General features: G+C 73.0%; 21 protein-coding genes. 10 read left to right on the top strand and 11 right to left on the bottom strand.

Translation table 11 applies throughout. From position 1 onward, the window contains the following. Positions 1–2 precede the first annotated feature (2 nt). Positions 3–1298, top strand: coding sequence for a DUF5666 domain-containing protein (locus BMY19_RS08615; RefSeq protein WP_100251444.1), 1296 nt, complete (start codon positions 3–5; stop codon positions 1296–1298). Positions 1299–1490: 192 nt separating this feature from the next. On the opposite strand, the gene ada is transcribed toward BMY19_RS08615, so the two are convergent. Next, entirely contained in the window at positions 1491–2555 is a 1065-nt protein-coding gene (ada, locus tag BMY19_RS08610) for a bifunctional DNA-binding transcriptional regulator/O6-methylguanine-DNA methyltransferase Ada (protein WP_100251443.1), read from the bottom strand. Positions 2556–2732: 177 nt separating this feature from the next. Between ada and BMY19_RS08605 the strand changes: the two genes are divergently transcribed. Beyond that, positions 2733–3719 carry an alginate O-acetyltransferase AlgX-related protein gene (locus BMY19_RS08605; protein WP_091926237.1) on the top strand — a complete coding sequence of 329 codons (987 nt, stop codon included), beginning with the start codon at positions 2733–2735 and terminating at the stop codon, positions 3717–3719. A 145-nt stretch (positions 3720–3864) separates the two neighbouring features. On the opposite strand, the gene BMY19_RS08600 is transcribed toward BMY19_RS08605, so the two are convergent. Continuing rightward, on the bottom strand, positions 3865–4611 hold the full coding sequence (locus BMY19_RS08600; protein WP_056526849.1) for a YebC/PmpR family DNA-binding transcriptional regulator: 747 nt from the start codon (positions 4609–4611) through the stop codon (positions 3865–3867). Positions 4612–4840: 229 nt separating this feature from the next. Between BMY19_RS08600 and BMY19_RS08595 the strand changes: the two genes are divergently transcribed. Beyond that, positions 4841–5881 carry an SDR family oxidoreductase gene (locus BMY19_RS08595; RefSeq protein ID WP_100251442.1) on the top strand — a complete coding sequence of 347 codons (1041 nt, stop codon included), beginning with the start codon at positions 4841–4843 and terminating at the stop codon, positions 5879–5881. 34 nt (positions 5882–5915) lie between these two features. Further along, positions 5916–6890, top strand: a complete 975-nt coding sequence (locus tag BMY19_RS08590) for an MBL fold metallo-hydrolase (RefSeq protein ID WP_100251441.1) — start codon at positions 5916–5918, stop codon at positions 6888–6890. On the opposite strand, the gene BMY19_RS08585 is transcribed toward BMY19_RS08590, so the two are convergent. From BMY19_RS08585 to BMY19_RS08570, 4 genes are read right to left on the bottom strand one after another with little or no spacing between them, the layout of a single operon-like run. Continuing rightward, positions 6851–7639: an HAD-IA family hydrolase gene (locus BMY19_RS08585; RefSeq protein WP_091679422.1), complete on the bottom strand. Its 789-nt coding sequence runs from the start codon at positions 7637–7639 to the stop codon at positions 6851–6853. The two genes, BMY19_RS08590 and BMY19_RS08585, sit on opposite strands and share 40 nt — an antisense overlap. Next, positions 7633–8319 (bottom strand): ribulose-phosphate 3-epimerase, encoded by a 687-nt coding sequence (rpe, locus tag BMY19_RS08580; protein WP_091926234.1) that lies wholly within the window; start codon positions 8317–8319, stop codon positions 7633–7635. The genes BMY19_RS08585 and rpe overlap by 7 nt, the downstream gene beginning before the upstream one ends. A 20-nt stretch (positions 8320–8339) precedes the next feature. Next, positions 8340–9200, bottom strand: a complete 861-nt coding sequence (locus tag BMY19_RS08575; RefSeq protein WP_091926233.1) for a phosphoribulokinase — start codon at positions 9198–9200, stop codon at positions 8340–8342. Positions 9201–9223: 23 nt separating this feature from the next. Further along, positions 9224–10279, bottom strand: a complete 1056-nt coding sequence (locus tag BMY19_RS08570; protein WP_100251440.1) for a class 1 fructose-bisphosphatase — start codon at positions 10277–10279, stop codon at positions 9224–9226. A 182-nt stretch (positions 10280–10461) separates the two neighbouring features. On the opposite strand from BMY19_RS08570, the gene BMY19_RS08565 reads away from it, so the two are divergent. Together BMY19_RS08565 and BMY19_RS08560 are read left to right on the top strand one after the other, a co-directional pair. Next, complete coding sequence (locus BMY19_RS08565; protein ID WP_026604832.1) at positions 10462–11409, top strand: LysR family transcriptional regulator; 948 nt, start codon at positions 10462–10464, stop codon at positions 11407–11409. Continuing rightward, positions 11406–12650 carry an NAD(P)/FAD-dependent oxidoreductase gene (locus tag BMY19_RS08560; RefSeq protein ID WP_100251439.1) on the top strand — a complete coding sequence of 415 codons (1245 nt, stop codon included), beginning with the start codon at positions 11406–11408 and terminating at the stop codon, positions 12648–12650. The genes BMY19_RS08565 and BMY19_RS08560 overlap by 4 nt, the downstream gene beginning before the upstream one ends. Positions 12651–12986: 336 nt before the next feature. Here BMY19_RS08560 and BMY19_RS08555 read toward each other — a convergent pair whose 3' ends face one another. From BMY19_RS08555 to BMY19_RS08545, 3 genes are all read right to left on the bottom strand, one after another. Next, positions 12987–14228 carry an MFS transporter gene (locus BMY19_RS08555; RefSeq protein WP_170862925.1) on the bottom strand — a complete coding sequence of 414 codons (1242 nt, stop codon included), beginning with the start codon at positions 14226–14228 and terminating at the stop codon, positions 12987–12989. An 81-nt stretch (positions 14229–14309) separates the two neighbouring features. After that, positions 14310–15224: an amino acid ABC transporter substrate-binding protein gene (locus BMY19_RS08550; RefSeq protein WP_091679432.1), complete on the bottom strand. Its 915-nt coding sequence runs from the start codon at positions 15222–15224 to the stop codon at positions 14310–14312. 117 nt (positions 15225–15341) lie between these two features. After that, positions 15342–15977 (bottom strand): glutathione S-transferase family protein, encoded by a 636-nt coding sequence (locus BMY19_RS08545; RefSeq protein WP_100251438.1) that lies wholly within the window; start codon positions 15975–15977, stop codon positions 15342–15344. A gap of 195 nt (positions 15978–16172) precedes the next feature. Here BMY19_RS08545 and BMY19_RS08540 point away from each other — a divergent pair, with 195 nt between their 5' ends. The 4 genes from BMY19_RS08540 (at position 16173) to BMY19_RS08525 (ending at position 20683) form a co-directional block, all read left to right on the top strand. Continuing rightward, positions 16173–16553, top strand: coding sequence for a response regulator (locus tag BMY19_RS08540; RefSeq protein ID WP_020092557.1), 381 nt, complete (start codon positions 16173–16175; stop codon positions 16551–16553). A gap of 72 nt (positions 16554–16625) precedes the next feature. Then, a complete protein-coding gene (locus BMY19_RS08535; RefSeq protein WP_042674354.1) occupies positions 16626–18599 on the top strand; it encodes an AI-2E family transporter in 1974 nt (657 codons plus the stop codon). A 132-nt stretch (positions 18600–18731) separates the two neighbouring features. Then, complete coding sequence (locus tag BMY19_RS08530) at positions 18732–20351, top strand: hybrid sensor histidine kinase/response regulator (protein WP_020092559.1); 1620 nt, start codon at positions 18732–18734, stop codon at positions 20349–20351. 17 nt (positions 20352–20368) lie between these two features. Continuing rightward, a complete protein-coding gene (locus BMY19_RS08525; RefSeq protein ID WP_012320505.1) occupies positions 20369–20683 on the top strand; it encodes a hypothetical protein in 315 nt (104 codons plus the stop codon). Positions 20684–20733: 50 nt separating this feature from the next. Here the strand turns inward: BMY19_RS08525 and BMY19_RS08520 are convergent, their stop codons facing one another. Both BMY19_RS08520 and BMY19_RS08515 read right to left on the bottom strand, forming a co-directional pair. Then, positions 20734–21624 carry a ketopantoate reductase family protein gene (locus BMY19_RS08520; RefSeq protein WP_100251437.1) on the bottom strand — a complete coding sequence of 297 codons (891 nt, stop codon included), beginning with the start codon at positions 21622–21624 and terminating at the stop codon, positions 20734–20736. 20 nt (positions 21625–21644) lie between these two features. Beyond that, on the bottom strand, positions 21645–24728 hold the full coding sequence (locus BMY19_RS08515) for a D-2-hydroxyglutarate dehydrogenase YdiJ (RefSeq protein WP_100251436.1): 3084 nt from the start codon (positions 24726–24728) through the stop codon (positions 21645–21647). Between the last annotated feature and the right edge of the window lie 37 nt (positions 24729–24765).

The raw sequence follows: 24765 nt of genomic DNA, 5'->3' as shown, positions 1-24765 counted from the left end.
CGGTGCGCGCCACGCTCAATCGCCGGTTCGTCCTGCGCCTGCTAGCGGGCGCCGCGACCGTGCTGCCCGGCACCGTCCGGTCGCAGGAATCCCCGCGCGATCAGGGCATCGGCGGGACCGGCATGATGCGGACCGACGAGCCGAAGAGCGGGCCCCTCGGCGAGGGCGACCGCGGCATCGGCGGCACCGGCGTGATCGGCACGATCCGACGCTTCGGCTCGATCGTCGTCAACGACCTGCGCATTGCCTATCCGCCCGAGGTGGAGGTGCATATCGACGGCACGGCCGCGAAGGCCGCCGACCTGAAGATCGGTCAGGTCGTCCACGTGGTGGCGCGGCCCGAGGGCGGCGGACTCGCCACGGGGCGGATCGACGTCACGAGCGAAGTGGTCGGGACGGTGGAATCGGTCGCGCCTGGGCGGCTCGTAGTGCTCGGCCAGCGGGTCTCGACCACGGGTCTCGGCGGCGCGTGGCAGCCGGGCGCGCGGGTCGCGGTGAGCGGGCTGCGCCGGCCCGACGGCGTGATCGTGGCGAGCCTGATCGAGCCGCGGGACACCGGGCCCGACCGCGTCGCCGGCCCGGTGCGGCGGGTCGCGGGCGGCCTCGGGATCGGCGGCCTCCGCCTCGCGGGCGCCGACGCCCTGCCGCCGGGCCGGCGCGCCCTGGTGACGGGCCGTGCGGCGAACGGCGTGCTCACCGTGACCAACGCCGCGCAGGTCGGTCTGCCCTTCCCGCCGGGTCTGAAACAGGTCTCGATCGAGGCCTATATCGGCCGGGATAGCGGCAGGCTCGACGTCGGCGCGGGCTACGCCGTCGCGGGTCGTCCGGGCGCGCAGGTTCCGCGCACCGGGAGCGTGCGGGCGGTGCTGACCGCGGCGATCGCGCGGGACGGGGACCTGACGGTGGAGCGGCTGCGGATCGAGGACCGCATCGCGCCCGAGCCGCAGCGGCCGGACGCCCCGCGGTTCGAGCGGGAGCGCGACCGGCTCGACCTCCGCAACCTCCCCGACGAGGCGCCCGGCCGCTTCGGCGCCGAGCCCGGAGGCCGCCAGGGCGGCCTGGGCGGCATCGGCGAACCGCGCGGCCCCGCGATCGACACCCGGCCGGGAGGCGCGGTCGTCCCCGGATCGGAGGGCACCGGCGGATTCGGAGCGCCGCGCGGCGGCTTCGGCGGCACGCCGCCGGCAGGCCCCGGGGCGTTCCCGGGCGGCCCCGGGGGCTTCGGCGGTCCGCCCGGGGGCCCCGGCCCGGGCCCGGGCGGCGGCGGTTTCGGCGGCCCTGGCGGCGGTCGACGCTAGCGCCGCCCCCGGCCACGTCGGGACAGTGACGATCGCCGAGCCTGTCTTGAGCGAGGCGCGGTTCCCCTCTCCCGCTCGGGAGCGGGGCAAGTCGCGGCTGTCTCGACCGGAGGCACCTTTCCTCCGGACCGTCGCACTACGAAAGGGAACGGCCCTGGGGCAGACCGCACGGAGCACCGGAAGCGCGGGACTTCAGGCCTCCGCCTCCCGGTCGAGCAGCGCGCGCTTGCGCGCGACGCCCCAGCGATAGCCCGACAGGGCACCGTCCGAGCGCACGACGCGGTGGCAGGGGATGGCCACCGCGACCGGGTTCGCCCCGCAGGCCTGCGCGACCGCGCGCGTCGCCGTCGGCAGGCCGATCGCCCGGGCGATCTCCGCGTAGGTCGCGGTGGATCCCACCGGGATCTTGCGCAGCGCCGTCCAGACCCGCTGCTGGAACGCCGTCCCGCGGATGTCGAGGGGCAGGTCGAGGCCGCTGCCCGGCGCCTCGACGAGCCCGATGACCCGCGCCATCCAGCCCTCGAAGGCCGGGTCGCCGCCCTCGATCTCCGCGGCGGGGAAGCGGTCCTGGAAATCGTGCAGGAGCGGCTCGGGCGCGTCCCCGAGGAGGATCGCGCAGACGCCCGCCTCGGTGGCGGCGACGAGGATCGCGCCGAGGCTGCAGGCGCCGATGCCGAACCGGATGCGCAGGCCCGCGCCGCCCGTCCGGTAGGCGGCGGGCGCCATGCCGAGGCGCGGCGCGCCCGCCGCGTAGAACCGGCTCGCGGCGGCGTAGCCGGCCTCGTACAGCGCCTCCGTCACCGAGGCGGCCCCAGGCAGCCGCCGCGCCACGGCGGCGGCGCGGTGGGCGGCCGCGTAGGCTCTGGGGGTCACGCCGGTGGCGTCCTTGAACACCCGGTGGAAGTGGTAGGCGCTCAGGCCGGCGGCGCGGGCGAGCGCGGCGAGGGACGGAACCGTCTCCGCCGTCTCGATCAGGCGGCAGGCGCGGGCGACCGCCTCGGCCCGGCGCTCGGCGAGGGCGGGCTCGTCCGGGCGGCAGCGGCGGCACGGCCGGAAGCCGGCAGCCTCGGCCTCGGCGCAGGTCCGGTGGAAGCTGACATTCTCGGGCCGCGCCGCGCGCGCGCCGCAGCTCGGGCGGCAGTACACGCCCGTGGTGCGGACCGCGTACACGAAGGTGCCGTCGGCCCGCGGGTCGCGGGCGGCGAGGGCGGCCCAGCGCTCGGCATCGCCGGGGTCTGTCGCGGGAACGGGGCTCATGGCAGCCGTACTATGCGGCTTGGCGCGGGCGTTGAGGAGGGGCATGACGGGGCCTGCCGGGTGGTGGATGACGCGTGCGGCACTCTGCCGGTCCGCCGCCGCTCCGGCATCCCGCGCCTTGCGGCCGAATTCGACATCGGCGGCCGCCGGAAGGGCGACCCGCCTCACGAGTGCGCCATGGCTTCGAGCACGCCCGATCACATCCATGTCGGCCAGGACGGCTGGCTGTTCCTGAAGACGGGCACGAACGACGTGCTCGGCCAGTACGAGCGGCCGGAGGAGACGACCGAGCTGATCTGGCAGTGGCGCAGCCTCGTGACGACGCGGGAGCGGCGCCTGCGCGCCCAGGGGATCCTGTACCGCCACGTCGTCGCCCCGGAGAAGCTGATGATCTACGATCACCGGCTCGACGGGCTCACCATCCGGCCGGGCGCGTCGCCGGCCTACCGCCTCCTCCACAGCGAGCCCCCGGCGGGCCGCTTCCCGGGTCCGGTCGGGCTGTACGCGGCCTGGCGCCGGCGGAAGCGCTGGCGGCAGACCTGCATCGATCTGGTGACGCCGATGCGGGCGCAGCGCGACGCGGCCGACCTCTACTGCCGGACCGACACCCACTGGTCCGCCGACGGCTGCTATCTCGCCTACGCGGAGATCTGCCGGGCGCTGGGCGCCGAGCCGCGGCAGGACCTGCGAGAGCGGCCGTCCTTCGAGACCGACCACGACGGCGATCTGGGGAGCGCCTTCGATCCACCCCGGCGGGCGCGCTCGCGCACCGTCCTGATGCAGCAGGACGCGGTCCGGACCTACGGCAGCCCGATCGTCGAGGCCCGGGAGAAGGCCGGCCTGCTGCACACGCTGCATGTCGGCGCGCACGTGATCTACGGGAACGCCAAGGCCACCGACCCGCGCCGGCTGGTCTTGTTCGGCGATTCCTTCTCGCACGTCATGCCGTACATGCTGACGATCATGCTGGCCGAGACGTTCCGCGAGGTGCACTTCGTCTGGAGCACCTCGCTGGACTGGCCGTATATTGAGCGCGTCCGGCCCGACATCGTGCTGACCGAGGTGGCCGAGCGCTTCATGGTGCAGCTGCCCGACGACACCTTCTCGGTGGAGCGCTACGCGCAGGACCGCTTCGGGGCCGAACTCGCAGCCGCGGGCGCCTGACGGGCGAGCCCGGAACTCCGGAGGGCGAACACGCCGCCACCCCCGAATTCGCCAGTCCGGGATTGCCGAGCGGGATCCGGAGCGCAAGCGCGCCCGGCATGGCTGCGACCGGGACAGTCCGTTCCCGGCTCGCCGGCCGTGCCCCTCACGCCTGCAGCTTGGCCACCAGCGCGTCCGACAGGGCGAAGTTCACGTAGACGTTCTGGACGTCGTCCTGATCCTCGATCACCTCGACGAGGCGGATGAGCTTCTCGCCGGTCTCGTCGTCGACATTGATGGTGTTCTGCGCCTTCCAGATCAGGCCCGTGCGCGCGGGCTCGCCGAAGCGCGCCTCGAGGGCCTTGGTGACCTCGCCGTAGGAATCCTGGGCGCAGATGACCTCGTGTCCGTCCTCGCCGGAGCTGACGTCGTCGGCGCCGGCCTCGATCGCCGCCTCCAGCATCGTGTCGGCGTCGGCCACGGAGGCCGGGTAGGCGATCACGCCGACGCGGTCGAACATGAAGGCGACGGCCCCGGTCTCGGCGAGGCTGCCGCCGGACTTGGTGAAGGCCGAGCGCACGTCCGAGGCGGTGCGGTTGCGGTTGTCGGTCTGTGCCTCGACGATCAGCGCGGCGCCGCCGGGCCCGTAGCCCTCGTAGCGGATGTCCTCGTAGTTCTCGCCGTCGGCGCCGGCGGCCTTCTTGATGGCGCGCTCGATATTGTCCTTGGGCATGTTCTCGGCGCGGGCCGCCAGGATCGCGGCGCGCAGGCGCGGGTTCATCGCCGGGTCGGGCGTGCCGAGCTTGGCCGCCACCGTGATCTCGCGGGCGAGCTTGCCGAACACCTTCGAGCGGACCGCGTCCACCCGGCCCTTCCGGTGCATGATGTTCTTGAACTGCGAATGGCCTGCCATGACGGTTCGGACTTTTGTTCGTTGGCGCGGGCGGGCGTGCGGGACCCCGCCGTCGCGGCTGTGAGGTCGCGCCGTATATAGGCCGCCGCCTTCGGACGAAGCAACGCGGCCGCTGCCGGTCGGCGCGACACGGGCCGACACGGCCCCGCGGGCTTCGCAATCCCGTGACCGCGGAAAAAGTCGCCGTCTCGGGCGTTGGCGCTGGACTTCACGCGCAGCTGGGAACCCGATGTCGAGCCGGAACGGACGCAGCACGGTCATGGTCACGGGCGCGAGCGCCGGCGTCGGCCGGGCTGTCGCCCACGAATTCGCCCGGCACGGCTGGAACGTGGGGCTGATCGCGCGCGGCCCGGCGGGGCTGAGGGGCACGATCCGCGATGTCGAGCGGGCCGGCGGCCGGGCCCTGGCCTTTGCGGCCGACGTCGCCGACGCGGAGGCCGTCGCCCAGGCCGCCGACGCGCTGGCCGAGGCGTTCAGCGGCATCGACGTCTGGGTCAACAACGCGATGGTGACGGTCTACGCGCCCGTTCAGGAGACGAGCCCGGACGAGTTCCACCGCGCCACCGCGGTGACCTATCTGGGGCAGGTGCACGGCACGCTGGCGGCCCTCCGCCACATGGTCCCGCGCGACCGGGGCACGATCGTGCATGTCGGCTCGGCGCTCGCCTACCGGTCGATCCCGCTCCAGGCGAGCTACTGCGCCGCCAAGGCCGCCGTGCGGGGCTTCGTCGATTCCCTACGCAGCGAACTGCTCCACGACCGCAGCCGAGTCCGCCTGACGATGGTACAGCTTCCGGCCGTGAACACGCCGCAATTCGACTGGGCGCGCTCGCGGCTACCGCGCAAGCTCGAGCCGGTGCCGCCGATCTACCAGCCGGAGGCCATCGCCCGGCACGTCTTCCGGGCGGCGCACGACGCGCCCCGGGAAATGTGGATCGGGGCCTCGGCCTGGAAGGCGATCATCGGAAACATGCTGATCCCGGGCTGGATCGACGGCTACCTCGCCCGGCACGGCTATCGCGGGGAGATGACCGGCGTGCAGGCGCAGAAGAACCGACCCGACAACCTCTACGACCCGGTGGACACCGATCCCGGCGCCCACGGCCGCTTCGACTCCCGCGCGACCAGCGACGTCGCGGCGGCCGACCCGCGCTGGCTCAAGTTCGGGATCGCGGCCGCGCTCGGCCTCGTGGCCGGGACGATGCTGTTCGCCACCGAGGCGCACGGGCGGGCGGACGCCCGCGCCGATCGCCGGCCGGGCCGACGCTAGGCCACGGGCCAACGCGGGTTTCAAGGAGGATCCGATGCCGGGCACGAACCGTCGCGATCTGGTGCGGGCCGCGCTCGCGGGAGGGGCCGTCCTGGGTCTCGGCGGCCGCGCCCGCGCCACCGCACCCTTCGGCGGAGCGCAGGCGCCGGGCCTCTACCGGACGCGCGTCGGCAGCTGCGAGGTCACGATCCTCAACGACGGGGCGCGCAGCTTCCCGATGCCGGACCGCTTCGTGCGCAACGTTCCCCGGGACGAGGCGCTCGGCGCCGCGCGGGCGGCCTACATGCCCCCCGGCCAGGTGACGGTGCCGTTCAACCCGACGCTGATCAACACGGGCGCGAAGCTCGTCCTGATCGATACCGGCAACGGCCCGGTGCCGGGCGCGCCCGTCGGCCGCCTCGCGGCGAACCTCGCGGCGGCCGGGATCAGGCCCGAGGACATCGACCTCGTCCTGCTCTCGCACCTCCATCCCGACCACACGAACGGCCTCAAGCGGGCGGACGGCTCCCTCGCCTTCCCGAACGCCGAGATCCGGGCCGCCGCACCCGACTGGGCGTTCTGGATGAGCGACGCCAACATGGCCCGCGCCGCCGACCCGGTGACGCAAGGCTACTTCGCCAACACCCGCCGGGTGCTCGGCGACCTGAAGGACCGGATCGGCAGCTTCGCGTGGGACGAGGAGATCGTGCCCGGGATCACCGCCCTCGCCGCCCCCGGCCACACGCCGGGCCACACGGCCTTCGCGGTCGCCTCGGGTGCGGACCGTCTGCTGATCCAGTCCGACGTGACCAACATCCCGGCCTTCTTCCTGCAGCACCCGGACTGGCACGTGATGTACGATCACGACGCCGATCAGGCCCAGGCGACGCGCCACCGCTTCTACGACACGGCCGCGTCCGAGAGGGCCCTCGTGGTCGGCTACCACTTCCCCTTCCCGTCGCTCGGCCACGTGGAACGGGACGGACCGGGCTACCGGCTCGTGCCCATCGCCTGGGCTGGCACGCTCTGACCGTCCTGGGATTCGTGCCACCGGATCAGGGAGGCCAGATCCACGACCCCGCCCGGCCATTCGACGCCCGCGAGGTGCCGGTGCGGCCGGTCCGGCTCGCCGAGATCCGAGACGGCCGAGAAGGCGCCGTCGAGCCGGTGGCTCTCGGTGTAGCGGCTCCGGGTCGCCAGGACCGGCAGCCCGGCGGCCCGGGCCGAGCTGATGCCGGCGGCCGAATCCTCGAAGGCCACCGCCTCGGAGGCCGGGATCTCCAGGCCGGCGAGCGCCAGCAGGAACACGTCGGGGGCGGGCTTCTTGCGGCTCGCCTCGTCGCCGGCCGCGATCACGTCGAAGGGCGCTGCGTCCGGCGGGAAATTGGCGGCGAGGAGCCGGTCGACGTTCGGGCGGCTCGTCGTGGTGGCCACCGCGAGCCGGATTCCCGCGGCCCGGGCCTCGGCGATCAGCCGGGCGATCCCGGGGCGCAGCGGCAGGCCGTTCCGCGCGACGAGGTCGCCGTAGGCGCGCGTCTTGATGGCGTGGATCTCCGGCGCGCGGGCGTGGAGCGCGGCGGCTTCCGCCGGGTGCTCGGTGTCGATGTAGTGGGCGAGCCGCTCCTTGCCGCCCATGACGGCCAGCAGGTCGGCGTAGAGCGCCTCGTCCCACCGCCAGGGCAGGCCGAGTTCCGCGAAGGCGCGGTTGAACGCCTGCCGGTGCAGGTCCTCGGTCTCGGCGAGGGTCCCGTCGACGTCGAAGATCAGCGCCCTCAGCACGACAGGTCGCGACCGGAGGCGCCCTCCGCGCCCTCGCGGATCGCCGCGATGCGCTCGGCGTAGGCGCCCGGGCCGCCGCTGAACACCGCGTTGCCGGCCACGAACGTGTCGGCGCCGGCGCGGCTCGCGACCTTGACCGTCTCGGGGTCGATCCCGCCGTCGACCTGGATGCGGATGTCCCGGCCCGCCACCATGGCGCGCACCCGCGCCACCGATTCCATGGCGCCCTTGATGAAGCTCTGGCCGCCGAAGCCGGGATTGACGGTCATCACCAGCACGAGATCCACGAGGTCGAGCACCGGCTCGACCATGGCGGCCGGCGTGCCCGGGTTGATCGCCACGCCGGCGCGCTTGCCGAGGTCGCGGATGGTCTGGAGCGAGCGGTGGATGTGCGGCCCGGCCTCGGCGTGGACCGTGATGCCGTCGGCCCCCGCCTGCGCGAAGGCCGCGAGGTACGGATCGGCCGGCGCGATCATCAGGTGCACGTCGAAGTACTTCTGCGTGTGCGGCCGGAGCGCTTTCACCACCGGCGGCCCGAAGGTGATGTTGGGCACGAAATGCCCGTCCATCACGTCGAGATGGATCCAGTCGGCCCCGGCCGCGTCCACGGCGCGGGTCTCCTCGGCCAGCTTCGAGAAGTCGGCGGACAGGATCGACGGGGCGATGACGGGTGCGAGCATGGGAGGCTTTCGGGGTCGGCTCAGGCCAGCCGGCGGCGGCGCTCGACGAGCTGCATGATCATCGGCGTCAGGATCAGCTGCATCGCCAGGTCGAGCTTGCCGCCGGGGATCACGATGGAGTTGGCCCGGCTCATGAAACTGTCGTGAATCATGGAGACGAGATACGAGAAGTCGATCCCCTTCGGGTCCTTGAAGCGGATCACGACCATCGATTCGTCGGCGGTGGGAATCCAGCGGGCGATGAACGGGTTCGACGTGTCGACCGTCGGCACCCGCTGGAAGTTGATGTCGGTGAACGAGAATTGCGGGCAGATGGTCTGCACGTAGTCGGGCATGCGCCGCAGGATCACGTCGGTCACCGCCTCGGTGGAGTAGCCGCGGAACGAGCGGTCCCGGTGCAGCTTCTGGATCCATTCGAGGTTGATCACCGGCACGACGCCGATCTTCAGGTCGGCGTAGCGGGCGATGTCGACGTCCGGGTCGGCCACGCAGCCGTGCAGGCCCTCGTAGAACAGGAGGTCGGAATCGGGCGGGAACGTCTCCCAGTCCGAGAAGCTGCCCTCCGGGATGCCGTAGGCCTGCGCGTCGTGCTGGTCGTGGGCGTAGTGACGGGTCCGGCCGGTGCCGGACTCGGCGTAGCTGCGGAACACCGCCTCCAGCTCGGGCAGGAGGTTGGCCCGCGGCGCGAAGTGGGACAGCGTCGGCTCGTTCGCCATCATCGCCCGCATCGTGTCGCGGTCGAAGGCGTGGAAGCCGTCACCCTCGATGAAGACCGCCCGCACGTCCTCGCGGCGGAAGATCTGCTCGAAGGTGTTGCGCACCGAGGTGGTCCCGGCCCCGGAGGAGCCGGTCACCGAGATGATGGGGTGCCGCGCCGACATGCCTTTACGACTTCACGGTGCGGCTATGACCGCATCAGGCCGCGCTGGCCGAAGAGCGGCGAGCGGCCGGCATCGGGCTTGCCGCCGGCATAGTAGGTGGCGACGCACGCCACTTCCTCGGTGGAGCCGCAGACCAGCGGCGCGCGCTCGTGGATCCCGGTGGCCACGAGGTCGAGGATCCGCGTCTGGCCGTCGGTCGCCGCGCCGCCGGCCTGCTCGACCAGCATGGCCACGGGCGCGACCTCGTAGAGCAGCCGCAGGCGGCCGCGGGCGTAGTTCTTCCGGGCGTCGCCCGGGTAGAGGAACACGCCGCCGCGGTTCAGCACGCGCTGGATGTCGGCCACCAGCGAGGCGAGCCAGCGCATGTTGTAGTCCTTGTCGCGCGGCCCCTCGGTGCCGCGCTGGCAATCCTCGATATAGGCCTTCACCGGCGCGTCCCAGTGCCGAGCGTTGGAGGCGTTGATGGCGAATTCCTTGGTGGAGGCCGGCACCGACATCGCCGGGTTCGTCAGCTTGAACCGGCCCTCGGCGCGGTCGAGCACGTAGGACTGGGTGCCCTCGCCGAGCGTCAGGATCAGCGCCGTGGCCGGGCCGTAGGTGACGAAGCCCGCGGCGATCTGCGTCGAGCCGGGGGTGGTGAACGAGGCCAGCGGATTCGCCGGATCCTTGATCGACGGCCGGATGCCGAAGATCATGCCGACGGCCATGTTCACGCCGATGTTGGAGGAGCCGTCGAGGGGGTCGATGGCGACGGCGAGCGGGGCGTCCGGGTTCAGACGCATCACCTCCTCGGCCTCCTCGGAGGCGACCTCGGCGACCGGCGCGCCCCGCAGCGCCGCGGTCACGCTCTCGTGAGCGATGACGTCGAGGGCCTTCTGGACGTCGCCGTCGCTGTTGTGATCGCCGGCCGCCGCGAGGTCGCCGCTGAGCGCGCCGCGCCCGATCCGCTCGCTGATCTCCACCGCCGACCGCGCCACGGCCGCGATCACCGCGGCGGCGTCCTTCAGCGCCGGATTGGCGTCCACGGCCTGCGCCAGGCAGGTCTCGAGGGGCGTCCCGATCGCCGCTGAAATTGCCATCGGCCTACTCCTCCTGCTCGGATCCCGTTCGCGGGGATCGCGCGTTCCGCGCCGGCTCTGTAGCGGCCGCTTGGCTGCCAAGATAGCGGTCTCTGTCTCCGGATCGACAGGAACCCGCGGCGGGGCCTTCAAGATTTCTGTGCGATCTTGTGCCATAGGACGAAAAAAACGAGATGTCCGCCATGCGCAACCTCTCTCTCAAGCAGCTTCAGGCGGTCGCTGCCGTGGCCCGCCTCGGCACCATGACCCGGGCTGCGCAGGAGCTGAACGTCACCTCGGCCGCCCTCTACGCGCGCATCCGCCAGCTGGAGGAGGAGGCCGGGCTGCTGCTGTTCGACCGGACGCCGGGGGGCCTCAAGCCGACGGATGCCGGCCGCGAGATGCTCTGGGCGATCGACAGCATCAACACGGTGCTGGAGACCTGCACGGACCGCCTGCGCACCCTGCGCGGCGCGGAGGGCGGCCGCGTGGCGCTCGGCGTCGTCTCCACCGCCAAGTACTTCGCCCCGCAGGTGATCGCGGGCTTCGTCAAGAAGCATCCCGGCGTTGAGATCAGCCTGTCGGTGCGCAACCGCGGCCAGACCGTGGAGGCGCTGCGCGGCTACGAGATCGACTTCGCCCTGATGGGCCGCCCGCCCCGGGACTTCCCGATCGAGGCCGCCACCTTCGGGCCGCACCCGATCGTGCTGATCGCGCCGCCCGGCCACCCCCTGGCGGGCCGGACCGACCTGAACCGCGAGGACCTCGCGGACCAGCCGTTCTTCCTCCGCGAAGAGGGCTCGGGCACCCGCATGGTCTTCGAGGAGTTCATGAGCGGCGTCCTGGTCAAGCGGGCGCCGCTGGACATCGACACCGGGTCGAACGAGACCATCAAGCAGGCGGTGATGGCCGGGCTCGGGATCGCGCTGCTCTCGGTGCACTCCGTGGCGGCCGAGCTGGAGAGCGGGCGCCTCGTCCTCCTCAACGTCAGGGGCCTGCCGATCCGGCGCGACTGGTACGCGGTCCGGCGCGCCGACAAGGTGCTGGGTCCGGCCGCCTCCGCGGTCTGGTCCTACCTGATGTCGGAGGGCGCGCGCTGCCTGCCGGGCGTCGCCCAGAGCGGTCTGGTGCTGGCGGGAGCCAAGGCGTGAGCGCCGCTGCCGGCGTCGTCGTGGCCGGGGCCGGGCAGGCCGGCTTCCAGCTCGCCGCGTCCCTGCGGGAGGGCGGGTTCCGCGACCCGATCACCCTGGTGGGCGACGAGACCGCCCTGCCCTACCAGCGGCCGCCGCTCTCGAAGGCCTACCTCGCCGGGAAGACCGACCGGGAGGGCCTGTTCCTGCGCCCGCCCGGCTTCTTCGCCGAGCACGCCATCGCGCACCGCCCGGGGCTCCGCGCCGTCGCGGTCGACCGGGACGCGCGCCGCCTGCAGCTCTCGGACGGCACCGACCTCCCCTACGACCACCTCGTGCTCGCCACCGGCGCGCGCAACCGCCCCCTGCCGGTCCCGGGCGCCGAACTCGCGGGCGTGCGCCAGTTGCGCGGCCTCGCCGATGCCGACGCCCTGAAGGCGGCAGTCGCCGAGGCCCGGGCGATCGTGGTCATCGGGGCCGGCTTCATCGGTCTCGAATTCGCCGCCGTCGCGGCCGCGCGCGGCCTCCCGGTGACGGTGATCGAGGCGGCCGAGCGGCCCATGGCCCGGGCGGTCTCGTCCGAGATGGGCGAATTCTTCCGCCGCGCCCACGCCGCGATGGGCGTGCGCTTCGCCTTCGGGGCCGGCGTGACGGCGATCGTCGGGCGGGACGGCCGCGCCACCGGCGTCGCCCTGGCGGACGGAAGCGAACGCGCGGCCGACCTGATCCTCGTCGGGATCGGCGTCCTGCCGAACCGGGAACTCGCCGCGGAGGCCGGCCTGCCGGCCGAGGACGGCGTGCGGGTCGACGCGTTCCTGGCGACGCCCGACCCGGCCATCTCGGCGATCGGCGACTGCGCCCGCTTCCCGATCCCCTTCGCCCACGGGCTGACGCCGGACGGGACGGTGCGGATCGAGTCCGTGCAGAACGCCATCGACCAGGGCCGCTGCCTCGCGGGGCGCCTCACCGGCAAGCCCGCCGCCTACGGCGCGCTGCCGTGGTTCTGGAGCGACCAGGGTCCGCACAAGCTGCAGATCGCGGGCCTGTCGGGACCCCGCGATGCCGGCGTCGTCCGCGGGACCGGCGACGCGTTCTCGGTCTTCCGCTTCCGCGACGGGCGCCTGAGCGCGGTGGAATCCGTCGACCGCGCGGGCGATCACATGATCGCGCGGCGCCTGCTCGCGGCCGGGACGCCGCTGACGCCCGACCAGGCGGCCGATCCGGACTTCGACCTGAAGGGGCTGGCGATGGGGCGGGTCTGAGAGCTGCTCCGCGTCATCGCGAGCGTAGCGAAGCGACCCAGAGCAGCGCGACATCGGGAGGCGTGGCGCGACACTGGATTGCTTCGCTGCGCTCGCAAGGACGACCTCGCGCGGTTCAGACTTACTGTCGGAAAACCATGGACCGGCTGGACGCCGCTTTGAATCGTCCGAGCACCATGCCCTTTCCCGGGCGCATGGAGCACCAGCGGAATGCGACCCGGGATCCAGCGCGAAACGTCGCGAAGCGTCGATATGCGGTGCCGCTTTCGCGGCGCTTCGTGTGCTGGTTCCCGGATCGCCTTCCAGTGCGTTGCGGGCGTCCGGGAAAAGGCGCGCTCAGCCGGTAAACGGGACTGGTCCCGGCTTCTGCCGCAGGGCGATGGCGGTGGCGATCCCGAGCGCCAGGATGGTGACGGCGCATCCGAGCAGGGCCCCGAGCTGCCCGAACCGGAGCAGCGCCTGCCCGATCACCGCGACGCCGAGCGCCTGGCCGCAGAAGAACGAGAAGGCGTGGAGCGCCACCGCGGAGGCGCGGGCCTTGGGCGCGACCTCGGTGACCTGCGTCTGGTAGGTGTTGTGCAGCATGTAGAAGCCCAGGCCCATGGCGGTGAGCGCGGCGCAGTCGACCTGCCAGGAGCCCGCGAGCCCGACCACGGTGAGCGACGCGCCGCAGATCAGGCCGCCGCCGATCAGCATCCGCGGCAGGCCGAGCAGCCGCACCAGCAGCCCGACCAGGGCCGAGTAGAGCAGGCCGCCGACCGCGAACCCCGCCAGCACCAGCCCGGCCTCGCGCGGGCCGCCCTCCCCCCGCGCCTCGATCAGCGGGGCGAGGTGCGGGAACACGCCGAAGATCGCGATGGCCTCGATGAACACCGCCGAGAACAGCACCCGCGCCCGGGGATTGCCCAGGATCGTGCGGTAGCGCGTCACCGCCTCGCCGAAGGCGGGGCGGCGGGCCGAGGCCCGGCCGGCCCGGTCGAAGCCGAGGACGGTCGCCGCGCAGGCCAGGGCGGCCACCGCGGCGGTGACCGCGAAGACGCCGCGCCAGCCGATCGCCGCCTCGATCAGACCCGCGAAGGTCGAGCCCGAGAGCTGGCCGAGGATCACCGCCACGAGGAAGCGCCCGATCGCCACCTGGCGACCCTCCATCGGCACGCGGTCGCCCAGGAGGGCCAGCGAGAGTGGGATGCAGCCGCCCGCGGCCGCCCCCGCCAGCATGCGCAGGCCGAACAGGCTGCCGATATCCGGCGCGACGCTGCACAGGGTCAGCGCCACGGCGAGCACCGCGAGGCAGGTGCTCATCACCCGCTCCTTGCCGAGCGCGTCGCCGATCGGGCCGAGCACCGGCTGAATGAACGCGTAGGGCAGCGCGAAGGCGGTGGAGAGGAGCGCCACCGTGTGGGCGTCGCTCGCGAGATCCCGGGCGAGCACGCCGACGAGGGGCTCGACCGAGCGGAGCGCGAAGGTGCTGCCGAACCCCGCGCAGGCCAGCACGACGATCAGGCGCGGGATCGACGTGGCCGGCGGCGCGGCGACGGCCGCGCTGGACGGGAGAGCCGGCTCTGTGCTGTCGGTCATGGCACGCTTCGCGACGCGGGCGGGATCAGACCCGCGGCATCGCATCTCCCTCGCCGGAGCGGAACCCCGCCGCGCGACAGATCAGTGCGCGTAGAACGCGGGATCCGAATTGTCGGTCGGGTGCGCGAAGGCCCAGCGCAGGGCCGACGACAGCGGCACGTTGTAGTTGAGGCCGCGCGGCGGCACGGGCTTCAGGAACCAGCGGTCGTAGAGCACCGTGATCTCGGGGCTCCGGTAGAGATCGGCCGTCGCCCGGTCGACCACCGCCTTGAAGGCCGGGTCGTCCTTGCGCAGCATGATCCCGTAGGGCTCCGGATTGGACAGGGTCTCCTCGCTGACCACGTAGGCGGCGGGCTCCTTGGACTGGGCCGCGACCACGCTGAGCTGCACGTCGTCCATGACGAAGGCCGAGGCCCGGCCGGTCTCGACCATGAGGAACCCCTCCGGGACGTCCTTGGCGGCGATCACCGTGATGCCGAGCTTGCGCTCGTTGTTGGCCTTGATCAGCATCAGGATGTTGGTCGAGCCGGCGACCGACGAGACCGTCTTGCCGCGCAGGTCGTCCAGGCCGGCGATGTGCTGGTCCTTGCGGGAGACGAAGCGGGTCGCCGTGAGGAAGTGCGTGTTGGTGAAGTCCACCTGCTTCTTGCGCTCGGCGTTGTTGGTGGTCGTCCCGCATTCGAGATCGATCGTGCCGTTGGTCATCAGCGGGATGCGGGAGGAGGAGTTGACGAACTCCATCCCGACCTCGAGGCCCGGCATCTTCAGTTCGCGCTTCACCGCGTCGGCGATCCTCAGGCAGATGTCGACCGCGAAGCCGACGACCTTCTGGTTCTGGTCCAGGTAGCTGAACGGGGTCGCGGTATCGCGCACGCCGAGGACCAGCCTGTTGCTGTCGTGGATCTTCCTGAGCGTGCCGGTGAGATCGGCGGCCCGCGCGGCCCCCGCGGGGGCGCCGAGGAGGAGCGCGGCGATGAGGGGAGCGAGCAGACGCATGGGCCGACGGGTTCCGGTCGCGCGAGGGGCCGTCCGCGGGGTGCGCCGGCGGCGGGAGACCGGACCGCGCGCCGGGGCCGGCCCCCGGCGCGAGCCCCAGCAAGAGTCCGGCCGCGGTCAGGCGGACGCGGCCGCTTGGTGCACCTCGGCGAGCTGCGCGTCCGCGGGCGCGACCTTCCGCGAGGCCGGGCGGGACCGGATGCGCTCCACGTAGGCCGCCAGCACCGGGTCGGGCGCGACGAGGCCGAAGCCCGTCGTCCAGCCGAGGGCGCCGCCCCACAGCACGTCGGCGGCGCTGAAGCGCGCGCCGAGCAGGTACGGGCCGGGCGTCAGGGCCTCCTTCACCCGAGCGATGACGCTGTCGTAATCGGCGTAGGCCGACATGGCGCGCGGGCCCGGCTCCCGCTTCAGGTACCGGTCGACCACCGCGGGCTCGAAGCAGGAGCCGTAGAACACCATCCAGCGCAGGTAGGTGGCCCGGTCGGGCTCGGTCGGTGCCGGGGCGAGCCCCGCCTCGGGGAACAGGTCGGCCAGGTAGAGGTAGACGGCCGCCTGCTCGGTCACCACGGCGTCGCCGTGGCGGATCGCCGGCACCTTCGCCATCGGGTTCACGGCGCGATAGGCGTCCTGGAGGTGCTCGCCGGCGCGCATGTTGAGCGCGTGCAGCCGGTACGGGACCCCGAGTTCCTCGAGCAGCACGCGGACGCCCGACGAGCGGGTATTGGGCGAATGATAGAACTCGATGTCAGGCATACTGGCCATTCCGCCCCGTTCGAGGATTGTCGATTCGTTGGCGTCCACGCTCTTACCCGCGGACCGACGGGTCAACCGCGGACCGGAGGCCACTTCTCCAGGGACCGGAATCGCGGCAGGAACGTTGGGCGATTGTGCGTTGCCGCGCGTTGGGCCTCCGACCGGCACGACGCGAGCCGGGGGTTACGAGTTCTGATGGCGAAGATTCTGCTGGTCGAGGACCACGAAGAGATCTGGGACTTCCTCTCGCGCCGCCTCAAGCGGCGCGGCTACGAGGTGATGCTCGCGCATGACGGCGAGGCCGGCGTCCGGCAGGCGCGCTCGGGCCAGCCCGACGTGATCCTCCTCGACATGAACCTGCCGGTCCTCGACGGCTGGTCGGTCGCCCGGACGCTGAAATCCGGCACCGACACCCGGGCGATCCCGATCATCGCGCTCACGGCCCACGCCATGTCGGGCGACCGCGACAAGGCCATCCAGGCCGGCTGCGACGACTATCACCCGAAGCCCGTCGATTTCTCGAAGCTGCTCAGCCAGATCAGCGCCGCCCTGGGCGAGACCGCGCAGGCGAGCTGACCCGGCAGCGGACGCGCGACCCGCGGCCCCGAGATCTGTGGCCCCGAGACCTGATGTGAGTGGAGCGTGTCCGTGAGCGAGGATCCCGTCACTGCCCAGCGCCTGCGGCAGGGCCTGCCGATCTTCGTGGCGCTGGCGTCGCTCCTCCTCGTGGTCGCCACGATGGCGGCCCTCTACCTCGGGCGCGAGATCCTCGTGCCGGTGACGCTGGCGATCCTCCTGAGCTTCGTCCTCGTGCCGGCGGTCCGGATGCTGCGGCGGCTGCGCGTGCCCCGCGCGCCCGCGGTCCTGCTGGTCGTGGTGATCGTCTTCGGCGCCCTGTTCGGCATCGGCAGCCTGATCGCCAGCGAGGCGTCCCAGCTCGCCTCCGACCTGCCGCGCTACACGCAGGTGATGCGCACGAAGATCAAGGATCTGCGCGGGGCGACGGCCGGGACCGGCACGCTCTCGCGGATCGTCGACATGGTGCAGGATCTCAGCGCCACCCTGCAGCCGCCGCCGGCCGCGGAGGTCCGCGGCGAGCCGGGATCGCGCACGCACCCGCTCACGGTCGAGCTCACCCCCGCCCGCGCGAGCGTCGTCGACACGCTTCAGACCTTCGCCGGCCCGATCCTGCACCCGCTGGCGACGACCGGCCTGATCCTGATCTTCACGATCTTCATCCTGCTCCAGCGCGAGGACCTGCGGAACCGGGCGATCCGGCTCGCCGGCGGCTCGGGCGACCTGCGGCGCACGACGGCGGCGATCGACGACGCCACGAGCCGGCTGAGCCGGTTCTTCCTGGCCCAGCTCGCCCTCAACATCGCCTTCGGGCTGGTGATCGGCATCGGCCTCTGGCTGATCGGCGTGCCGAGCCCGACCCTCTTCGGCGTGCTCGCCGCGATCCTGCGGTTCGTGCCCTATATCGGCGCGGCGATCAGCGCCCTGCTGCCGCTGATCCTCGCGGCCGCCGTCGATCCCGGCTGGAGCATGGTGATCGCCACCGCGGCCCTGTTCCTCGTGGTCGAGCCGATCTGCGGCCACGTGATCGAGCCGCTGCTCTACGGGCACTCCACCGGCCTCTCGCCGGTCGCCGTCATCCTGGCCGCGACGATCTGGACGTTCCTGTGGGGCCCGATCGGCCTCGTGCTGGCCACGCCCCTCACCGTCTGCCTCGTTGTGCTCGGCCGGCACGTGGAGCGGCTCTGGTACCTCGACGTGCTGCTCGGCGATCAGCCCGCCTTGTCGCCGCCCGAGATCTTCTACCAGCGCATGCTGGCCGGCGACCCGGTCGAGGCGATCGATCAGGGCTGGCAGTTCCTGAAGGAGCGCGCCCTCGTCACCTACTACGACGAGGTCGCCCTCGCGGGCCTCCTGCTGGCACAGGAGGACCTGTCCCGCGGCACCCTGGATCGGGAACGGCAGGCGGAGGTCGGTGCCGCGATCGGGACGGTGGTGGACCGCCTCGGCACGGCGCCGGTCGGGCGCCGCGCCCGGCGGGGATCCGGCCGCGGCCCCGACACCGAGACCGCGGCGGCGCTCGCCGCCGTCGGGCCCGACCGGCAGGTGGCCGGCATCGTCCTCGAGCGCGAGGATCTCGCGCCCAACTGGCGCGGCGAGACGCCGGTGCTGTGCGTGTCGAGCCGCGGCCCGTTCGACGAGGCGGCGACGCTGATGCTGAGCCAGATCCTCGCGCGCCACGGGCTGGCCTCGCAGATCCTGTCCATGGCGGCGATCCGCGCCGGCGAGCGGCCGCAGAACCCGGACGGCCTCGCGCTGATCTGCTTCTCCTACCTGGAGCCGGTCAGCCTGTCGCAGATCCGGTTCACCGTCCGGCAGGCCCGGGCCGCGGTGCCGGGTGTCCGCATCCTGGTCGGCTTCTGGCGCGAGCGCGATCCCGCGACCCTGGAGCGGCTGCGCCGGGCGACCTCGGCGGACTTCCTGGTGACGTCGCTGAACGAGGCGCTGTCGGCGGTGCTGGGCGCCTGCCGCGAGGCCGCGCCGCCCCGGCTCGTCCCGGCCCCCGTGGGCGCGCCTTCCGAGGCGGCGCGGCCGGCCGCGGCATGAGCCCTTCGCGCGACACCGCCGCTGGGGATACAAGGTCGACTTCGGCCGTCCGGCCGCTAGTCTCGCGCACGCCTCGCGTGATTGACCGGGCGCAGAGGTCTTTCCCGGCCAGGAAGGTGACGACCGCCTCGCATGTCTGAGACGCCAGAAACACCGCCCTCCGGGCCGAGTCCCCCGATCCGGGACGGCGCCCCGAGCGACATCACCGATCGCAAGAGCGACATCTTCTTCGCGGCCGTCGAGACGACGCGGATGCCGATGATCGTCACCGATCCGCGCCAACCCGACAACCCGATCATCTTCGCCAACCGGGCGTTCCTGGCGATGACCGGCTACACGCCGGAAGAGCTGATCGGGCGCAACTGCCGCTTCCTCCAGGGTCCCGACACCGACCGCGAGAGCGTCGCGCAGGTCCGCGCGGCGATCGCCGAGAAGCGCGAGTTCGCCACCGAGATCCTGAACTACCGCAAGAACGGCTCGACCTTCTGGAACGCCCTGTTCGTCTCGCCGGTCTACAATGCCGACGGCGAGCTCGTGTACTACTTCGGCTCGCAGCTCGACGTCTCGCGCCGCCGCGACGCCGAGGAGGCGCTGGGCCAGGCCCAGAAGATGGAGGCGCTCGGCCAGCTCACCGGCGGCATCGCGCACGATTTCAACAACCTGCTGCAGGTGATCGTCGGCTACGTCGACATCCTGGCGGCCGGCCTGGAGAAGCCCGACGCCGACCGCGCGCGGCTCGGCCGCGCCACCGAGAACATCCGGCAGGCGGCCGAGCGCGCCACGACGCTGACGCAGCAATTGCTGGCCTTCGCCCGCAAGCAGCGGCTGGACGGCCGCGCGGTCAATCTCAACACCCTGATCGAGGGGATGGGCGAGATGGTCGCCCGCTCGGTGGGCGAGGCCGTGAAGGTCGAACTCGACCTCGCGCCCGATCTCTGGAACTGCCGCGTCGACCCGACCCAGGCCGAGGTCGCGATCCTGAACGTGCTGATCAACGCCCGCGACGCGATGCCGGAGGGCGGCACCGTCCGGATCTCCACCGAGAACAGCGAGATCGCCGCGCGCGGCCGGGAGATCGGGCCGCTGCGCGACGGCCGCTACGTCAGCATCGCCATCAGGGACAGCGGCACCGGCATCCCGCCCGCCGTGCTCGCCCGGGTGATGGACCCGTTCTTCACCACCAAGGAGGAGGGCAAGGGGACGGGTCTCGGCCTGTCGATGGTCTACGGCTTCGCCAAGCAGTCGGGCGGCGCCGCGCAGATCGAGTCGGCGGTGGGGTCCGGCACGACGGTGCGCCTGTCGTTCCCCGCGACCGACGGCGACGTCAACGCCCCCGCGAAGGTCTCGCTGCGGGCCGTGGACCGCCAGGGCACCGAGACGATCCTGATCGTCGACGACCGCGAGGACGTGGCCGAGCTCGCCCGCACGATCCTGCGGGACTTCGGCTACACGACGCTGGTCGCGAGCAATGCCCGCGAGGCGCTGGAGATCCTGGACTCGAGCGGGAAGGTCGATCTGCTCTTCACCGACCTGATCATGCCGGGAGGCATGAACGGTGTGCTCCTGGCCCGCGAGGCCCGGCGCCGCCAGCCCAAGCTCAAGGTGCTGCTCGCCACGGGCTACGCGGAGGCGAGCCTGGAGCGAACCGATATCGGCGGCTCGGAGTTTGATCTCCTGAACAAGCCCTACCGGCGCACGGAGCTGGTCCGCCGCGTGCGCGCGATCCTCGACGGTCCGACCGGGGTGGGCTGAGCTTCGGGAGACGGCCCATGTCCCAGGGCGACAAGTCGAAATACACCGACAAGCAGAAGCGCAAGGCCGAGCACATCGCCGAGTCGTACGAGTCCCGCGGCGTGCCGGAGAAGGAGGCGGAGGCCCGGGCCTGGGCCACCGTCAACAAGGACGACGGCGGCGGCAAGAAGCCGGGCGGATCGGGCCGCGGCAAGGCCACCGGTCACCCGGCCGCCCACAAGGGCGGCGCGTCCGGCGGCAAGGCCTCGGCCGGGCGGACGGCCGCGGAGCGCTCCGCCTCCGCCCGGAAGGCCGCCGCGACCCGCAAGGCCAACGCCGCCGCTCGGGCCTGACGGCCCGTCGCGAGCCGGGCCGCCGGCCTCCGGCCGGTGCGGGGCCGATCTCAGTCCCGCCGCTCGGCGAGCTTGACCAGCGCGTGCAGCAGCCGGTTCGCCGGCGTCGGGATCCCGTGCGCCGCGCCCCGGCGCACGATGGTGCCGTTGAGGTGGTCGATCTCGCTCGGCCGGCCGCGGGCCAGGTCCTGGGCGGTGGACGAGCGCTGTCCGGCCATGGCGGCGCTGAGCGCCATCACGTCGTCGAGGATGCCGGGCGACACGGACACGCCCTCGGCCTCCGCGACGCGCGCGCATTCCTGGACGACGTCCGCGATGACCGCGGCCACGCCCTCGCCCTCCACCAGGCGGCCGTAGGGCAGCTGCGTCAGGGCCGACAGGGCGTTGTAGGCGCAGTTGATGATCAGCTTCGCCCAGAGCGCGTCGACGGCCTTCGCCGAGACGGTGGTCGGGATGCCGGCCGCCGCGAACGCGGCGGCGACGCGCCCGCTCGTCTCGGACGCGCCGAGGATCAGGTCGCCGCGCCCGTTGTGCCGGACGTGGCCGGGACCGGCCATCGCGGTGGCGACGTAGACCGCCACCGGCACGACCGGCCGGCCCAGCACGGCGGCGAGCCGCTCGGCGTTGTCGACGCCGTTCTGGAGGCTGAGGACCGTGGCGGCCGGATCGAGGTGGGGCGCGATCATCGCGCCCGCCGCCTCGGTGTCGCCCGACTTCACGCAGACCAGCACGAGGTCGGCGCCCGACACGCCCGCCCCCGTATCGGTCGCCCGGACGGGCACGGAGGCCGTCCCGGCCGCGCTCTCCAGCACGAGACCGTCCTTCTCGACCGCCTCGACCAGGGCGGGACGGCCGATCAGCGTCACCGCGTGGCCGGCCCGCGCCAGGAGGAACCCGTAGTAGCAGCCGACCGCGCCGGCCCCCACGACGGCGACGGTCATGGCGGGGCTCACGGCGGGGCTCACGGCGCCACCGCCGCGGCGCGCTCGGGATGGAAGGGCGCCGCGCCCGCGTCGGCCGCGCGGACATGCTCCAGCAGCGCCTGGGCCGGGTGCCGCAGCCGCACGCCGTCGACCAGCTTGGCCTGCGAGCGGCAGGAATAGCCGTCCGCCAGCAGGGTGCAGCCGGGCGCCTCGGCGACGTGGCGGGCCCAGCTCAGGCCGTAGATCGCCTCGGAGGTGGCGCGGTGGCGCGCCTCGTGACCGTAGGTCCCCGCCATGCCGCAGCAGCCGGCGGCCGGCACCTCGAGCCGCAGGCCGAGATGGGCGAACACGGCCTGCCAGTCCCGCACCGCGCCCGGCGCGTTGGTGCGCTCGGTGCAGTGGGGCAGCAGCCGCATCGTGCGCCCGCCCTGCCCCGGCGCGATCCGGTCGAGCCGGGCGGCGAGCCATTCCTGCAGGAGGTGGACCTTCGGGAGATCGCCGCCCAGCGACTGCGCGTACTCGGACCGGTAGGTCAGCGTCATCGACGGGTCGATCCCGACCAGGGGCACGCCGTGCCCGGCGAGGTCGCGCAGCATCGCGGCGTTCGAGCGGGCGACGGCGGCGAACCGCGCCAGGAAGCCGTGCACGTGCAGTGGCTTGCCGTTCGGCCGGTAGGGCACCAGCCAGGGCCGGAAGCCGAGGGCGGCGAGGAGGTCGCAGCTGTCGGCCACGACTTCCGCGTCGAAGTGGCTGGTGAAGGCGTCCTGCACCACCAGCACGGACCGCGCGCGCTCCTGCGGGTCCAGCCGGGCCAGGGCGTCCGGGGTCGCGACGGCGACGCCGCGTTCCGCCAGTTGCGCCGCGAGCGCGACGGGCGACAGGGCCGGGATCGCCACCAGCCCGGCCCGGGCCAGGATCAGCCGGGCCAGCGGGTTGGCCAGGACCGCGTTGAAGAGGCGCGGCGCCCGCGCCGCCAGCGGCAGCAGCGGCTCCAGCGCCGCCACGAGATGGTCCTTCAGCGGCCGCGCGTAGCGCGTGTGGTAGAGCGCCAGGAACTTCGCCCGGAAGGTCGGCACGTCGACCTTGATCGGGCAGGACCCCGTGCAGGACTTGCAGGCGAGGCAGCCGTCCATCGCCTCCTTGACGGCGTGGGAGAAGTCGTCGGCCCCGGACCGGCCGCGGAGGCGGCTCCGCAGGGTCGCCGCCACGTCGGAGAGCCACCCGGCGCGCTGCCGCGCCAGCTCGGCGGCCGGGTCGACCCCGGCCTCCGCGGCGCGGCGCAGCCACTCGCGCATCAGCGAGGCGCGGCCCTTGGGCGAGTGGCGCCGCTCCCGCGTCGCCTTCCAGGACGGGCACATGGCCTCGTCCGCGTCGAAGCTGAAGCAGGCGCCGTTGCCGTTGCAGTGGAGCGCTTCGTCGAAATTTGCCCGGACCGGCGCCGGGATGGCGCGGTCCCGCTCGCCCCGGCGCGGGACGCCGTCGATCCGGGTCAGGCCCGCGCCCCTGGCGGAGGCGATCTTGCCCGGGTTCATCCGGTCGTCCGGGTCGAAGGCGCGCTTGACCGCCTCCAGCGCGGGCATCAGCGGCCCGAACGTCGCCGGCACGAATTCCGACCGGAAGCCCTTGCCGTGCTCGCCCCAGAGCAGGCCGCCGTACTTGGCGGTGAGCGCGACCACCCCCTCCGTGACCTCGCGGATCAGGCCGTTCTGCGCCGGGTCCTTGAGGTCGATGGCCGGCCGCACGTGCAGCACGCCGGCATCGACGTGGCCGAACATGCCGTAGCGCAGCCCCTTGCCGTCGAGGAGCGCGCGGAACTCCGCGATGTAGTCGGCGAGCCGCTCCGGCGGGACCGCCGTGTCCTCGACGAACGGGATCGGGCGCGCGTCGCCCTTGGCGGCGCCGAGCAGGCCCACCGCCTTCTTGCGCATGGTCCAGAGCCGCTCGATCGCGTCGCCCCGGGCGATGGTGAAGCCGAGGCGCTTCGTGTCGGTGCCGCGCTCGGCCTCCAGCGTCCCGGTGAGCCGCGCGAGGGCCGCCTCCACGGTCGCGGCGTCGTCGCCGACGAACTCCACGAGGTTGATGCCGTCCACCGGCCGCCCGGCCGGATCGTCGGGGAAGAAGGCCCGCACCTCGGCCCAGATCGGGTCCTTGCGGGCCAGCGCCAGGACCGTGGAGTCGATCGTCTCAACGGAGGCGGCGCCGAACGGCAGCAGCGCCTGCGCGTCGCGCAGCGCCGCGTCGAAGTCGATGTACGAGAGCGCGACCAGCACGGCGGCCTTGGGGATCGGCAGCACGTTCAGCCGCGCCTCGGCGATCAGCGCCAGCGTGCCCTCGGAGCCGCAGATCACGCTCTTGAGGTCGAATCGGCCGCCCGCGTCGCGCAGATGCGCGAGGTCGTAGCCGGTGAGGCAGCGGTTGAGCTTGGGGAAGCGCTCGGCGATGAGCGCGGCGTTCTCGGTGACGACGGCGTCGACGGTGCGGTGGATGGCGCCGACGCGGTCGTCGCGGCCCTTGGCGGCGTCGAGCCCGGCCGGGTCCAGGGGCTCGGCGGTCCAGACCGTGCCGTCGGCGAGCACGCAGGTCAGCGCGAGGACGTGGTCCCGGGTCTTGCCGTAGAGGCACGAGCCCTGCCCGCAGGCATCGGTCGAGATCATCCCGCCGATCGTGGCGCGGTTCGAGGTGGAGAGTTCCGGCGCGAAGAACAGGCCGTGCTTGGCGAGCTCCCGGTTGAGCTGGTCCTTCACCACCCCCGGCTCGACCCGGACGACGCGGTTCGCGACGTCGATCTCCAGGATGCGGTTCATGTGCCGCGAGGTGTCGACCACGAGGCCGTGGCCCAGCGACTGCCCGTTGGTGCCGGTCGCCCCGCCCCGGGGCCGGATCACGATCTCGGCGAAGCGCGGATCCGCGAGGAGCTTGGCGACGCGCACGAGGTCGTCGCGGGTGCGCGGAAAGGCCACGGCCCCCGGCGCCACCTGGTAGATCGAGTTGTCGGTGGAGAAGACCGTGCGGTCGGCGTCCGAGAGCGTCAGGTCGCCCTCGAAGCCGCGCAGGCGCAGCTCGGCGCAGGCCGCGGCGTAGAGCGGCACGGCCTCGGTGTGGCGGGTCAGGACCGGGATCATCCGCGCCTTCTACACCCGGCGGATCGCGGGAGACCAT

This window comes from Methylobacterium sp. UNC300MFChir4.1 (genome assembly GCF_900110155.1).
Taxonomy (GTDB): domain Bacteria; phylum Pseudomonadota; class Alphaproteobacteria; order Rhizobiales; family Beijerinckiaceae; genus Methylobacterium.
Note: the sequence above shows the minus strand (reverse complement) of the source record. Positions and strands in the feature narration are given on the sequence as shown.

Coding starts and splice junctions, on each gene's coding strand:
- ada (WP_100251443.1), bottom strand. CDS start 2,555: ATGAGCCCCGTTCCCGCGACAGACCCCGGCGATGCCGAGCGCTGGGCC.
- BMY19_RS08605 (WP_091926237.1), top strand. CDS start 2,733: ATGGCTTCGAGCACGCCCGATCACATCCATGTCGGCCAGGACGGCTGG.
- BMY19_RS08600 (WP_056526849.1), bottom strand. CDS start 4,611: ATGGCAGGCCATTCGCAGTTCAAGAACATCATGCACCGGAAGGGCCGG.
- BMY19_RS08595 (WP_100251442.1), top strand. CDS start 4,841: ATGTCGAGCCGGAACGGACGCAGCACGGTCATGGTCACGGGCGCGAGC.
- BMY19_RS08590 (WP_100251441.1), top strand. CDS start 5,916: ATGCCGGGCACGAACCGTCGCGATCTGGTGCGGGCCGCGCTCGCGGGA.
- rpe (WP_091926234.1), bottom strand. CDS start 8,319: ATGCTCGCACCCGTCATCGCCCCGTCGATCCTGTCCGCCGACTTCTCG.
- BMY19_RS08575 (WP_091926233.1), bottom strand. CDS start 9,200: ATGTCGGCGCGGCACCCCATCATCTCGGTGACCGGCTCCTCCGGGGCC.
- BMY19_RS08570 (WP_100251440.1), bottom strand. CDS start 10,279: ATGGCAATTTCAGCGGCGATCGGGACGCCCCTCGAGACCTGCCTGGCG.
- BMY19_RS08565 (WP_026604832.1), top strand. CDS start 10,462: ATGCGCAACCTCTCTCTCAAGCAGCTTCAGGCGGTCGCTGCCGTGGCC.
- BMY19_RS08555 (WP_170862925.1), bottom strand. CDS start 14,228: ATGACCGACAGCACAGAGCCGGCTCTCCCGTCCAGCGCGGCCGTCGCC.
- BMY19_RS08550 (WP_091679432.1), bottom strand. CDS start 15,224: ATGCGTCTGCTCGCTCCCCTCATCGCCGCGCTCCTCCTCGGCGCCCCC.
- BMY19_RS08545 (WP_100251438.1), bottom strand. CDS start 15,977: ATGCCTGACATCGAGTTCTATCATTCGCCCAATACCCGCTCGTCGGGC.
- BMY19_RS08540 (WP_020092557.1), top strand. CDS start 16,173: ATGGCGAAGATTCTGCTGGTCGAGGACCACGAAGAGATCTGGGACTTC.
- BMY19_RS08530 (WP_020092559.1), top strand. CDS start 18,732: ATGTCTGAGACGCCAGAAACACCGCCCTCCGGGCCGAGTCCCCCGATC.
- BMY19_RS08525 (WP_012320505.1), top strand. CDS start 20,369: ATGTCCCAGGGCGACAAGTCGAAATACACCGACAAGCAGAAGCGCAAG.
- BMY19_RS08520 (WP_100251437.1), bottom strand. CDS start 21,624: ATGACCGTCGCCGTCGTGGGGGCCGGCGCGGTCGGCTGCTACTACGGG.
- BMY19_RS08515 (WP_100251436.1), bottom strand. CDS start 24,728: ATGATCCCGGTCCTGACCCGCCACACCGAGGCCGTGCCGCTCTACGCC.